The organism is Citrobacter sp. GW821-FHT07H02, assembly GCF_059418505.1.
The window spans coordinates 213,823-225,524 of sequence record NZ_JBWKPZ010000003.1; the positions used below are offsets into that span (position 1 = coordinate 213,823).

General features: G+C 50.3%; 14 protein-coding genes and 1 pseudogene. 8 read left to right on the forward strand and 7 right to left on the reverse strand.

Translation table 11 applies throughout. From position 1 onward, the window contains the following. Nucleotides 1–25 precede the first annotated feature (25 nt). Entirely contained in the window at nucleotides 26–745 is a 720-nt protein-coding gene (gene fadR, locus AC07NP_RS06265) for a fatty acid metabolism transcriptional regulator FadR (RefSeq protein WP_494659902.1), read from the reverse strand. Between the two features lie 224 nt (nucleotides 746–969). Here fadR and nhaB point away from each other — a divergent pair, with 224 nt between their 5' ends. Beyond that, the gene (gene nhaB / locus AC07NP_RS06270; RefSeq protein WP_203358085.1) at nucleotides 970–2,511 is read left to right on the forward strand and encodes a Na(+)/H(+) antiporter NhaB; all 1,542 of its coding nucleotides are present in this window, start codon (nucleotides 970–972) and stop codon (nucleotides 2,509–2,511) included. A 144-nt stretch (nucleotides 2,512–2,655) separates the two neighbouring features. Continuing rightward, nucleotides 2,656–3,186: a disulfide bond formation protein DsbB gene (gene dsbB / locus AC07NP_RS06275; protein WP_494659903.1), complete on the forward strand. Its 531-nt coding sequence runs from the start codon at nucleotides 2,656–2,658 to the stop codon at nucleotides 3,184–3,186. Between the two features lie 131 nt (nucleotides 3,187–3,317). Here dsbB and AC07NP_RS06280 read toward each other — a convergent pair whose 3' ends face one another. Together AC07NP_RS06280 and AC07NP_RS06285 are read right to left on the reverse strand one after the other, a co-directional pair. Continuing rightward, the gene (locus AC07NP_RS06280; RefSeq protein ID WP_162383724.1) at nucleotides 3,318–3,563 is read right to left on the reverse strand and encodes a hypothetical protein; all 246 of its coding nucleotides are present in this window, start codon (nucleotides 3,561–3,563) and stop codon (nucleotides 3,318–3,320) included. A 154-nt stretch (nucleotides 3,564–3,717) separates the two neighbouring features. Beyond that, complete coding sequence (locus AC07NP_RS06285) at nucleotides 3,718–4,137, reverse strand: hypothetical protein (protein WP_494659904.1); 420 nt, start codon at nucleotides 4,135–4,137, stop codon at nucleotides 3,718–3,720. Between the two features lie 328 nt (nucleotides 4,138–4,465). Here AC07NP_RS06285 and AC07NP_RS06290 point away from each other — a divergent pair, with 328 nt between their 5' ends. After that, on the forward strand, nucleotides 4,466–4,825 hold the full coding sequence (locus AC07NP_RS06290; RefSeq protein ID WP_203358088.1) for a hypothetical protein: 360 nt from the start codon (nucleotides 4,466–4,468) through the stop codon (nucleotides 4,823–4,825). A 264-nt stretch (nucleotides 4,826–5,089) separates the two neighbouring features. On the opposite strand, the gene ycgN is transcribed toward AC07NP_RS06290, so the two are convergent. From ycgN to AC07NP_RS06305, 3 genes are all read right to left on the reverse strand, one after another. Next, entirely contained in the window at nucleotides 5,090–5,536 is a 447-nt protein-coding gene (ycgN, locus tag AC07NP_RS06295; RefSeq protein ID WP_494659905.1) for a cysteine cluster protein YcgN, read from the reverse strand. A 92-nt stretch (nucleotides 5,537–5,628) separates the two neighbouring features. Then, nucleotides 5,629–6,288, reverse strand: a complete 660-nt coding sequence (locus AC07NP_RS06300) for a fumarylacetoacetate hydrolase family protein (protein ID WP_203358090.1) — start codon at nucleotides 6,286–6,288, stop codon at nucleotides 5,629–5,631. Nucleotides 6,289–6,357: 69 nt separating this feature from the next. Further along, the gene (locus AC07NP_RS06305) at nucleotides 6,358–6,651 is read right to left on the reverse strand and encodes a YcgL domain-containing protein (RefSeq protein ID WP_192611955.1); all 294 of its coding nucleotides are present in this window, start codon (nucleotides 6,649–6,651) and stop codon (nucleotides 6,358–6,360) included. Nucleotides 6,652–7,225: 574 nt separating this feature from the next. Between AC07NP_RS06305 and AC07NP_RS06310 the strand changes: the two are divergent. The 4 genes and pseudogenes from AC07NP_RS06310 to minE form a co-directional block, all read left to right on the forward strand. Next, a pseudogene (locus AC07NP_RS06310) lies at nucleotides 7,226–7,462 on the forward strand (tyrosine-type recombinase/integrase); the annotation flags it as partial. 178 nt (nucleotides 7,463–7,640) lie between these two features. Continuing rightward, a complete protein-coding gene (minC, locus tag AC07NP_RS06315; protein ID WP_494659906.1) occupies nucleotides 7,641–8,348 on the forward strand; it encodes a septum site-determining protein MinC in 708 nt (235 codons plus the stop codon). A gap of 22 nt (nucleotides 8,349–8,370) precedes the next feature. Continuing rightward, nucleotides 8,371–9,183 (forward strand): septum site-determining protein MinD, encoded by an 813-nt coding sequence (gene minD / locus AC07NP_RS06320; RefSeq protein WP_192611953.1) that lies wholly within the window; start codon nucleotides 8,371–8,373, stop codon nucleotides 9,181–9,183. A gap of 3 nt (nucleotides 9,184–9,186) precedes the next feature. After that, on the forward strand, nucleotides 9,187–9,453 hold the full coding sequence (gene minE / locus AC07NP_RS06325; RefSeq protein WP_003859937.1) for a cell division topological specificity factor MinE: 267 nt from the start codon (nucleotides 9,187–9,189) through the stop codon (nucleotides 9,451–9,453). Between the two features lie 91 nt (nucleotides 9,454–9,544). Here minE and AC07NP_RS06330 read toward each other — a convergent pair whose 3' ends face one another. Continuing rightward, a complete protein-coding gene (locus tag AC07NP_RS06330; RefSeq protein ID WP_192611952.1) occupies nucleotides 9,545–10,462 on the reverse strand; it encodes a LysR substrate-binding domain-containing protein in 918 nt (305 codons plus the stop codon). 103 nt (nucleotides 10,463–10,565) lie between these two features. On the opposite strand from AC07NP_RS06330, the gene AC07NP_RS06335 reads away from it, so the two are divergent. Next, nucleotides 10,566–11,651 carry a tartrate dehydrogenase gene (locus AC07NP_RS06335; RefSeq protein ID WP_494659907.1) on the forward strand — a complete coding sequence of 362 codons (1,086 nt, stop codon included), beginning with the start codon at nucleotides 10,566–10,568 and terminating at the stop codon, nucleotides 11,649–11,651. Nucleotides 11,652–11,702: the final 51 nt, after the last annotated feature.

Below are 11,702 nucleotides of genomic sequence, written 5' to 3' on the forward strand. Positions count from 1 at the left end.
TTTCGCCGATGATTCAAAGAGCCGCTTAGCGGCCCTGAATCGCTAAATCACCGGGCAGATTTTTCTGCATACGATGCCAGATTTCACCACTGTCATGACCGTAGCGACGCACCGTTTCATAAACCTGATCGTGAGAGCCTTGCTCACACAGCGTTGACAGCTTGTGGTAAAACGCCAGCGCCAGGCTGCGCGCTTCAGGATTCGCGAAATAGTGACGACCAATGCGGGTGTACAGCCCTTTCATTCCATTAATAATCAGACCGTAAATGGGGTTACCGGAGGCAAACGCCAGACCACGGAAAATGTTGTAGTCCAGATCGGAGAACGCATCGGCGTGATCGGCCACTTCGTTTGCCGTCGCCAGCACTTCTTGTGCTTTATCCGGATGTTGACGAAGCGCTGTGCGGATAAAGATGGTGGAAATGTTGGTACGCACCGATAACAAATTATCGATCAACTGCGGGACACTCTCGTGATCGAGTCGCGCGAGCGTCTCGAGAATATTAAGCCCGGACGTTTCCCAGAAATTATTCACCTTCGTCGGTTTGCCGTGCTGAATGGTCAACCAACCGTCTCGCGCCAGACGCTGCAACACTTCACGTAATGTGGTACGCGTTACCCCGATAAGCTCGGAGAGTTCACGTTCTGCAGGCAAGATAGTGCCAGGTGGGAAGCGGTTATTCCAGATACTTTCAATAATGTACTCTTCCGCGAAACCCGCCGGGCTCTGCGCCTTAATGACCATAGTGAGATTTCCATTACACAGCAAAACATAGTTGCACTCATCATACCAGACGGGTTTCATGGCTGATAGCGGACAAAATAAAGAAAAAAGGGATCAAGGCTTCATTTTCTGCATTTCCCGATTCCACACTCTTTGCAGAAGGACTTGCCTGCGCGCGCCCCTGCCCGTAAGCTTTGCGCCTTACATAAAAACGCCATTTCATAATTTACGGTAAGGGAAACTGCATGGAGATCTCCTGGGGGCGCGCATTGTGGCGCAACTTCTTAGGCCAGTCACCAGACTGGTATAAACTCGCACTCATTATCTTCTTAATCGTCAACCCACTGATATTTATCATCAACCCGTTTGTTGCTGGGTGGTTGTTGGTCGCTGAGTTTATTTTTACGCTGGCAATGGCGCTGAAATGCTACCCGCTGCTGCCCGGTGGATTACTGGCGATCGAAGCCGTAATCATCGGTATGACCAGCGCCTCACACGTCCGTGAAGAGATTGCCGCCAACCTTGAGGTACTGTTGCTGCTGATGTTCATGGTGGCGGGTATCTATTTTATGAAACAGCTTCTGCTGTTCATTTTTACCCGGTTGCTACTCAACATCCGCTCCAAAACCATCCTGTCGCTTGCCTTTTGTCTTGCAGCAGCGTTCCTCTCTGCTTTCCTCGACGCCTTAACTGTGGTCGCCGTGGTGATCAGCGTTGCCGTCGGTTTTTACGGTATTTATCACCGCGTTGCCTCTGCGCGTGGAGAAGATAACGACCTGCTCGACGACAGCCACATCGACCAGCACTACAAAACCGTGCTGGAGCAGTTTCGCGGATTCTTGCGCAGTTTGATGATGCACGCTGGCGTGGGCACCGCATTAGGCGGCGTGATGACCATGGTGGGCGAACCGCAAAACCTGATCATCGCCAAAGCCGCAGGCTGGCATTTTGGCGACTTCTTCCTGCGCATGTCGCCCGTAACCGTACCGGTACTCTTTTGCGGCTTATTAACCTGCGCACTGGTAGAGAAAATGCGCTGGTTTGGCTACGGCGAAACCTTGCCAGAAAAAGTGCGCGGCATCCTGCAAGAGTTTGACGATCAAAGCCGCAAACAGCGTACTCGTCAGGATAAGCTCAACCTGATTGTACAAACCATTATCGGTATCTGGCTGGTTATCGCACTGGCATTGCATCTGGCGGAAGTGGGATTAATTGGTCTGTCGGTCATTATCCTGGCGACTTCACTGACCGGAGTCACCGATGAACATGCCATTGGTAAAGCGTTCACCGAATCTTTGCCGTTTACCGCACTGCTGACCGTGTTCTTTGCGGTGGTCGCGGTCATTATCGATCAGCACCTGTTCGCCCCGATCATTCAGTTCGTTTTACAGGCGCCTGAGCATACGCAATTAAGGCTGTTCTACCTTTTCAACGGGCTGCTTTCTTCTATTTCCGATAACGTCTTTGTGGGAACGATTTATATCAACGAAGCCAAAGCGGCAATGGAAAGTGGCATTGTTAGCTTGAATCAGTATGAGTTACTGGCCGTCGCCATCAATACCGGCACCAACCTGCCTTCTGTTGCGACACCGAATGGCCAGGCGGCATTTTTGTTCCTGCTGACCTCGGCACTGGCTCCCCTCATTCGTCTTTCCTATGGCCGGATGGTCTGGATGGCGCTGCCGTATACGATAGTACTGACCCTGGTCGGTTTATTCTGCATTGAATATACGTTAACGCCAGTAACAGAATGGATGACGCAATTAGGCTGGTTGGCTACACTTTAATAACAATAAACCGAGCAAATCACTGCTCGGTTTCACTTTTTGCATGATAATTATCCAATTACACTTTATTTCATTTTCCGCTAGTGGCGTGAAAATTGAATTGGTTTACACTGCCGACTCTACGCATGTTGCAGGGAAATTATTATGTTACGATTTTTGAACCAGTGCTCACGGGGTCGGGGCGCATGGTTACTGATGGCGTTAACCGCACTGGCGCTTGAAATGGTGGCGCTATGGTTCCAGCATGTCATGCTGCTTAAGCCTTGCGTCCTGTGCATTTATGAACGTTGCGCGTTATTCGGCATTATGGGCGCAGGTCTGGTTGGCGCGATTGCGCCAAAAACACCGTTACGCTATGTGGCACTGGTGATTTGGATTTACAGCGCATGGCGCGGCCTGCAGCTGGCGTATGAACACACCATGATCCAACTTCACCCTTCGCCATTCATGACCTGTGATTTTATGGCGCGCTTCCCGAGCTGGCTGCCTCTGGACAAATGGCTGCCGCAGGTGTTCGTCGCTTCTGGTGATTGCGCACAGCGGCAGTGGGAGTTTTTAACGCTGGAAATGCCGCAGTGGCTGTTGGGGATTTTTGCCGCGTATCTCATGGTGGCCGTTCTTGTGGTCATTACCCAGCCGTTTAAGCCTAAAAAGCGCGATCTGTTCGGTCGATAACCTAAGACGCTCTTTCGGTAGCGCTGACTGTGATAACAACGGACATCTTCTCAGAATCAGCGATTAACGCTAAAACAGACTGGGCAAGATAAGATTCAACCCGACTGACGTCGGGTTTTCTTGCACATCACTTAGTACTTGATATCGCGAGCCTGATCGCGCCCTTCCTGTTTGTTCTGGCGATGATCCTGGCGGCAATCAGCATTACCGACAACACCATTACGGCATTCCTGCTTAATTTCACGGGATTCCTGACGCGTATCCTGGCGAACTTCCCTGGCATCACGGCGCTCACCAGCCTGCTGGGTTTCAGCCTGCGCGGGAACAATGGTCATCAGGGACGTGGCAGCCAGCAGCATCAACGCAAACTTCTTCATTATCAACCCTCTAAATATTCATCACGCCTCTACGACGCCCTAAAATTATAGGTTTAAGACATATTTTTTTGCTTGATGGAAAGTGCTGGCTTTTGCCGTTTTTATCTTACCTCTTCAATCCTCTATGAAAATAAATTGCCACAAAATATAACCATTAAAACCGGCCATTTTTGGGTCGCAGATGGCCCTGTGCGATAAGGTAAACACTGGTGAATAACAGCAATCCGGAAACGGCTATCATCCAGTAAATTTCATTTGGGGCAGGACTGAAGATGAGATTGCCGTCTGCATCATCCGGATAGTTGAGCAGTGACCCGATACCGGCAATCACCTGAATGGCACTGGCACACAATAACGCCACTCTGGCCCCTGCAAAGCGGGCCAGGATGGTTGCGGCCAAACCGGCGGTGGTCAGCAGCCAACCGCCTAAGCACATCAGGACCAAAAACATTCCGCCAAATAATGTCCCTCCCACCTCTCGCGGTGTTATCAGCAGGATACCGAAAAATGACTGCACACCGAGCAGAGTAAGTGCCGCTATTCCGCAGAATACGTAATAGATCAGGTGATTCATTGCGCCTCATTAAACAATTAATAATGACCTTATTATACGGGCTAACGGGTAAGCGAAAATACCTTTTACTTCAGGCACTCACGGTGCCCATTCGGGTTTATTAAGGCCCGGCAGCAGTAAAAAATGAGAGTACGTAGAGTGACCGATTGGGAGGAAGTTGCCGATCGTGCTGTGCTGCCTTGACCCACGTGCATTGCTGGGCAATCATCGGCAAATCTCCACGCGTACCGCTGTTTGAGAACAACAGAGGTACGCGTTTTTATTTATCTATGATGTCTGTTTGAACAGGCTCATGCGCTATGCATGAGCCCATTATTTGAGGTTATTAATGAAAAATACTGCACTGCTGCTCTCCCTACTGATGACAGCGCCTGCCCTGGCAGACGTCAGCATCAATTCCGATGGTATTCGGGTCAGTATGGATCGAGAAGACGAGATCAATGAGTGGAAAAATAAGCACAAGAATGAGTGCTCATCAGTCACCATCGGCGGCGTCAAAGTGACCAGCGACGGTTGTAGCGACGGCAAGAACAAAGAGAACCGCAGCGTCCACGGCGACAACAACCCTGGCAAGGGGCACGACAAAAACAAGAACAAATATGATGACGATGATGACTATAACGTCAAGGTCGAGCACTATGATGCTGACTCCACAAAAGGCAAAGGCAAGAGTAAGCAAAACAAATAAAATCTATTCGCTCAGACCTGAACTGACAGCTGCTGGTTATTAACCCGTGACCCGTCGCTCCTCGCCCAATGCGGGCGGGGAGTCGTCACGGTGAGAAAATCATATCAATCGAGACACACTTCGGCACTGAGGATGTACAGCGAGATGGGCAATGAATGACAGACAATAATGCCAATCAACTGCTGAACGCAGATTTAGGCGATGATGCCCCATCTGCGCCCCACGCACAAAACAGCAAGCAATAACGCCTTTTACCTCAACAACTTACTGAGCCCATTCGGGTTTATTGAGGATATGATCCTGCCAGTCCACAACTTCGGACTCTTTCACCGCAATATGGCGCACAGAAATACGCTCACCGTGCATGGCGGATTTTGAACCGGCCACCAGCGGGTGCCAGTCTGGTAGCCCCTTCCCTTCGGCCAATAATCGATAGGCGCAGGTCATTGGCAACCATTCAAAGGTCGGAAGATTATCGCGGGTAAGTTTGATGCAATCGGGTTCGTACTCGAAACGACGTTCGTAGTTACGACACTGGCAGGTTTTGATGTTTAGCTGACGGCAGGCGACGTTGGTGAAATAAATTTCATCGGTGTCTTCATCCATTAATTTATGCAGGCAGCATTGACCACAGCCATCGCATAACGACTCCCACTCAGCATCGGTCATGTCGTCCAGGGATTTACGTTGCCAGAAAGGTAAGTCGTTCATTCGGGTATCCGCCATTGCAATAAAGCTGCACCTTATAACCAGTCTGGCAGGCTGATGCAAGTTTTGCCGCCCAAAAAGGCGGCAAGCAGAGATTACAACACCCGGGTGGTCAGCGTTTGACCATTAAAACTGACGGTCAGTTCATCACCACTGTGTAGCGGACCCACCCCTTCCGGCGTGCCGGTCAGCACCACATCACCGGCTTTCAGCGTGAAAAATTTACTCATATAGGCAATCAGCGGAATAATCGGGTGGATCATATCCGCCGTCGTGCCGTGCTGACGCATTTCGCCGTTAATGCTCAGGCTGAGCATGGTGTTCTGCGGGTCATCCTTAAACTCGGCCACCGGAATAAAGCCGGACAGCGGGCATGAGTTATCAAATCCCTTCGCTTTCTCCCAGGGTTGCCCGGCCTTTTTCATTTTTCCCTGAATATCACGCAACGTGAGATCAAGCGCCACACCGTAACCGGCAATGGCTTTACGCACATGATCTTCCGTTGCCTGCCGTAGCGTCGCGCCAATCAATACCGCCAGTTCGACTTCGTGATGTACAGACCCCATATTTGCAGGGATCGCCAGCGGCTGGCGTAAATCACACAATGCGGTTTCTGGTTTAATGAAAAGTACCGGTTCTTCCGGCGTCGCGCTGCCCATCTCCTTAATATGCTTTGCATAATTACTGCCTACGCAAACCACTTTACTCACTGGGTAATCAAGCAGAGCACCTTGCCAATTATGGTGTTGATACATTATTTTCCCCTAACGTAATCGTGGACTTCAGGAACTGCATCGACGAGGCATGACGCGGCCGGATACAGTTTAACGTTTAGCGTCTGATTTATTTTCTCCGGCTACCGAAAGATGCTGTTTCAGTAAATTTTCCGGCGGCGGCGGCAGTTGTAAATAATAGCCCTGTTCAGCAAGCGCCTGTTTTACTTTATCAAGATCGGCGTTAGCGAGTTTTTTACGCCCATCGAGAGGCAGGATCATCGCAAGCTGGGGCTGACCGAATCCCTTCAGCAGTTCTTCAGGAACCCGTGAGAAATCGTCTTTTTTTTCGACATATAAATAGGTCTGGTCACGCTTAGTACTTCTGTAGATCACACAAAACATACATTTACTCTTTTTAATGCGTAATTTCGACATACGCTAACATCAATCAAACCCGCCCCACAAGCCAGCTGCCTCAGTTTTGAGGTGCAGATTTTCGCATCCCGTCACTATTTTTATCTGTCCTGTGGCACAAACCTGTCACATTCCTTTGAAGAGGATCGTCATCGTCCGGAAGTGACACCGAACCTGGTGGTTGCGATTGCATCTCCCCTCCCCACGGACTCATACCAGACAGGTGGCATTGACTCGTGTTCTGAATGATGTTTTTTCACTTCATGCGCTTTCATAATTGCATGTGCGATTGCATTGCTTGCCAGTATAGCTTCTGCTGGTTTTCACACTGGCGGAGCTGCATGTGGCACATGAACACCTCAATCTCACTTCCTTGTGTCTACCTATGGCAGCCGCCAGAATCGCATCCACCGTAAACGCCGCGCTGTCGGGTTTCCATGTCGGCGATAGTGGTTCGTTCACCTGCCGCGTTGAATCTGGTGACTAGGTTATCGGCTTTGTGTTTGAACTGGCCGTAAGTTGCCTATGATGACTTTCAGTCAGGCAACGAAAAAAAGCAAAGATCTCCTACTTCCGTTTTAATGACCTGAGGCACGCCTGGGTAAATTGGCATGTTCAGAACGGAACCCCGTTAGTGATGTTAAAAGAAATGGGCGGATGGTAAACACTGGAAATGGTGAAAAAATACACTTTCCTGGGTGGGGAACATTTAAACAAATTCGTAGGTTCCGTCACGTTTTTGGCACATGAAAATGAGCTTGATATGAGAAGGGAATTGAAAAATGCAGCATCACATTGACAGATAAAGGTTTTTTTGAAAAACGGTGAGTTAACTCTATTTAAGATAAGTAGACTTTTATTATGAATTAACGGGATGGTGACTTGCCTCAATATAATACTGACTATAACATGCCTTCTGGACTTCGGAATATCACTCCGCACTGGAGATGATAAATAGCAAATTGAGTAAGGCCAGGATGTCAAACACGCCAATCGAGCTTAAAGGCAGTAGCTTCACCTTATCAGTGGTTCATTTGCATGAAGCAGAACCCGAGGTTATTCGTCAGGCGTTAGAAGACAAAATCGCGCAGGCACCTGCTTTTTTAAAACATGCTCCTGTCGTGGTTAATGTCAGCGGTCTTGAAAGCCCGGTAAACTGGCCGGTTCTACAAAAGGTCGTTGCGTCCACCGGTCTGCGTATTGTCGGGGTTAGCGGATGCAAAGACGCCCGACTGAAAGCGGAAATCGACGAGATGGGCCTCCCTTTACTGACCGAGGGTAAAGAGAAAGTGGTTCGTTCCGCTCCCGTTGAAGTCGCTGCGCCCGTTCCCCCACCGCAAAACGTTACTCCTATCACAAAAACGCGATTAATTGATGTACCGGTTCGTTCCGGCCAGCGTATTTATGCTCCACAATGTGATCTGATTGTTACAAGTCACGTCAGTGCTGGCGCGGAGTTGATTGCCGACGGCAATATTCACGTTTACGGTATGATGAGAGGCCGCGCGCTGGCAGGCGCAAACGGCGATCGGGAAGCGCAAATTTTTTGTACGCATCTGACGGCAGAACTGGTGTCTATCGCAGGTGTTTATTGGCTGAGTGATAAAATCCCAGCAGAATTTTATGGCAAAGCGGCACGTCTGCAACTGGCAGAGAACGCTTTGACAGTTCAACCGTTGAATTGATCCCTTTTAACAAGGAATTTCTATGGCACGCATTATTGTTGTTACTTCGGGTAAAGGGGGCGTTGGCAAGACCACCTCCAGCGCGGCCATCGCTACAGGTTTGGCCCAGAAGGGAAAGAAAACTGTCGTTATTGATTTTGATATCGGCCTGCGTAACCTCGACCTGATCATGGGATGTGAACGTCGCGTCGTTTACGATTTCGTGAACGTGATTCAGGGCGATGCGTCACTCAATCAGGCGTTAATCAAAGATAAACGTACTGAAAATCTCTTCATTCTTCCGGCATCACAAACCCGCGATAAAGATGCACTGACCCGTGAAGGCGTCGCGAAAGTGCTTGATGATCTGAAAACGATGGATTTCGATTTCATCGTCTGCGACTCTCCGGCAGGTATTGAAACCGGCGCGCTGATGGCGCTCTATTTTGCCGATGAAGCGATTATCACCACCAACCCGGAAGTCTCCTCGGTACGTGACTCTGACCGTATTCTGGGCATTCTGGCCTCAAAATCACGTCGTGCAGAGAATGGTGAAGATCCAATCAAAGAACACCTGCTGTTAACGCGCTACAACCCAGGCCGCGTCAACAAAGGCGATATGCTCAGCATGGAAGACGTGCTTGAGATCCTGCGTATCAAACTGGTGGGCGTCATCCCGGAAGACCAATCCGTATTACGTGCATCTAACCAGGGCGAGCCGGTCATCCTCGATATCAACGCGGATGCAGGCAAAGCGTATGCAGATACTGTGGAACGTCTGTTGGGAGAAGATCGTCCTTTCCGCTTCATTGAAGAAGAGAAGAAAGGTTTCCTCAAACGCCTGTTCGGAGGATAAGTTATGGCATTACTGGATTTTTTTCTCTCGCGGAAAAAGAGTACAGCTAACATCGCAAAAGAGCGACTGCAAATTATTGTCGCGGAGCGCCGTCGCAGTGACGCCGAGCCGCATTATTTACCGCAGCTGAGAAAGGATATTCTCGAGGTTATCTGCAAATATGTGCAAATAGATCCGGAAATGGTCACCGTGCAGCTTGAACAAAAAGACGGCGATATTTCTATCCTCGAACTTAACGTGACGTTACCAGAAGCAGAAGAGTCCCGATAACGTTCTGCACAAATAGCGCATGTATTATAGAAGGCAGATAATTCTGCCTTTTTTATTTTCGATGGCTGGGCAAAAACTCAGCGTGTCACGTTTATTCCAGTTTAAACTTTGGATAACGCTCCTGAAAATAACCGCGTAAAAACTCAACCGTAATACGGATTTTTGCCGAAGTCGCAAGACGAGAAACATAAACTGCCCAGATATTGGCGGGCTGATAATACTCCGGCAGCACGTGTACCAGATGACCACTGGCAATGTTGTCGCACACATCCCACCATGAGCGTAGCGCAATCCCCTGCCCATCCAGACACCACTGATGCACAATCTCGCCGTGGTTGGATGACAACGCGCCAGTCACTTTGATCGAGTGGACGCCCTCTTTGTTACGCAATTGCCAAATGCCAAACGGATGGTCACGCTCCTTAATGACCAGACATGGATATGTTGCCAGCTCAGAAAGTTGTTTCGGCGTACCGTGCTGCGTCAGAAATTCTGGCGATGCGCATAAAACGCGATAGTTGGTGGCCAGTTTGCGGGCAATCAAATTCGGTGCAATATCATCCCCGATACGAATGTCGAGATCGACCCCTTCATTGACCAGATCCACCAGCCGGTCTTCAACGTCAAAGCGCACTTCCAGTTGCGGATACTGTTTTGCCAGGGCGGAGAGTGCCGGGGCGACAACCCGACGCCCAAAACCAAAACTGCTGATTACCCGTAGCATGCCCTGCGGTACCTGCCGCACGTCGGACAGTTCATCCATCATCTGATCCACATCCTGCAAAATGCGCTGCGCCCATTCGTAGATGCGCTCCCCCTCTTCGGTGATGGTGACCCGCCGGGTGGTTCGGTGCAATAACACAACGTTCAGCGTCTGTTCCAGCAGCGCGACACGCTTGCTGATAAATGCAGGGGAAACGCCCAACTCTTCCGCCACGGCGGCAAATCCGGCACGACGGGCAACCAGCATAAAGACGCGTAAATCATTCAGCAGCGGCAGATTATTCATGATCTGTGTTTTATGTTTCACCAGTTAGGGGGATTAACTATCAATCAGTCAATTATAGGATAAAGGGGAAGTCAATTTTGGTTGCTGATAAGTGAGAGCTGGTATGAAGAAAACCTATCGTATTGCCGCTATTCCCGGGGACGGTATTGGGAAAGAAGTTCTGCCTGAAGGTATTCGTGTCTTGCAGGCCGCCGCTGAGCGCTGGGACTTGTCCCTGAGCTTTGAGCCGATCGAATGGGCCAGCTGTGAGTACTATACCCATCACGGAAAGATGATGCCTGATGACTGGCACGAGCAACTTAAGTCCTATGATGCCATCTATTTTGGCGCCGTCGGCTGGCCGGAAACGGTGCCTGACCACGTCTCATTGTGGGGCTCACTGCTGAAATTCCGCCGCGAGTTTGATCAGTACGTCAACCTGCGCCCGGTACGTCTCTTCCCGGGGGTTCCGTGTCCGCTGGCCGGAAAACAGGCGGGTGATATTGATTTTTACGTGGTGCGCGAAAATACCGAAGGCGAATACTCTTCGCTGGGCGGACGCGTCAACGCCGGGACCGAGCATGAACTGGTTATCCAGGAGTCCGTGTTTACCCGTCGCGGCGTGGATCGCATTCTGCGTTACGCCTTTGAGCTGGCGCAAAGTCGCCCACGCAAAACACTCACCTCTGCCACCAAATCTAACGGTCTTGCCATCAGCATGCCGTACTGGGATGAACGTGTTGAGGCGATGGCCACGCAATACCCGCAGATCCGCTGGGATAAGCAGCACATCGATGTACTGTGCGCCCGCTTCGTTTTACAGCCAGAACGCTTTGACGTGGTGGTCGCCTCTAACCTGTTCGGCGACATCCTGTCCGATCTGGGTCCGGCCTGTACCGGAACCATCGGCATTGCGCCCTCTGCCAACCTCAATCCTGAGCGCACTTTCCCGTCACTGTTCGAGCCGGTACACGGCTCAGCGCCGGACATCTACGGTAAAAACATCGCCAACCCCATTGCGACCATTTGGGCTGGCGCCATGATGCTGGATTTCCTCGGTAATGGTGATGAGCGTTTCCATAATGCACACAATGCCATTCTGGCGGCCATTGAGCAGGTGATTGCCAGCGGGCCTAAAACGCCCGATATGAAAGGCGTTGCCTCCACGCAACAGGTGGGTGATACCATTTGTCAGGCTATCCTGCGTTGAGGTCAAACCACAGAATAAGAGCCGCGTCACTGACGCGGCTTTTTTTATTCA

Coding starts and splice junctions, on each gene's coding strand:
- ycgN (WP_494659905.1), bottom strand. CDS start 5,536: ATGAACGACTTACCTTTCTGGCAACGTAAATCCCTGGACGACATGACC.
- AC07NP_RS06305 (WP_192611955.1), bottom strand. CDS start 6,651: ATGTTTTGTGTGATCTACAGAAGTACTAAGCGTGACCAGACCTATTTA.
- AC07NP_RS06285 (WP_494659904.1), bottom strand. CDS start 4,137: ATGAATCACCTGATCTATTACGTATTCTGCGGAATAGCGGCACTTACT.
- AC07NP_RS06335 (WP_494659907.1), top strand. CDS start 10,566: ATGAAGAAAACCTATCGTATTGCCGCTATTCCCGGGGACGGTATTGGG.
- dsbB (WP_494659903.1), top strand. CDS start 2,656: ATGTTACGATTTTTGAACCAGTGCTCACGGGGTCGGGGCGCATGGTTA.
- AC07NP_RS06290 (WP_203358088.1), top strand. CDS start 4,466: ATGAAAAATACTGCACTGCTGCTCTCCCTACTGATGACAGCGCCTGCC.
- minD (WP_192611953.1), top strand. CDS start 8,371: ATGGCACGCATTATTGTTGTTACTTCGGGTAAAGGGGGCGTTGGCAAG.
- nhaB (WP_203358085.1), top strand. CDS start 970: ATGGAGATCTCCTGGGGGCGCGCATTGTGGCGCAACTTCTTAGGCCAG.
- AC07NP_RS06280 (WP_162383724.1), bottom strand. CDS start 3,563: ATGAAGAAGTTTGCGTTGATGCTGCTGGCTGCCACGTCCCTGATGACC.
- minE (WP_003859937.1), top strand. CDS start 9,187: ATGGCATTACTGGATTTTTTTCTCTCGCGGAAAAAGAGTACAGCTAAC.
- AC07NP_RS06330 (WP_192611952.1), bottom strand. CDS start 10,462: ATGAATAATCTGCCGCTGCTGAATGATTTACGCGTCTTTATGCTGGTT.
- minC (WP_494659906.1), top strand. CDS start 7,641: ATGTCAAACACGCCAATCGAGCTTAAAGGCAGTAGCTTCACCTTATCA.
- fadR (WP_494659902.1), bottom strand. CDS start 745: ATGGTCATTAAGGCGCAGAGCCCGGCGGGTTTCGCGGAAGAGTACATT.
- AC07NP_RS06300 (WP_203358090.1), bottom strand. CDS start 6,288: ATGTATCAACACCATAATTGGCAAGGTGCTCTGCTTGATTACCCAGTG.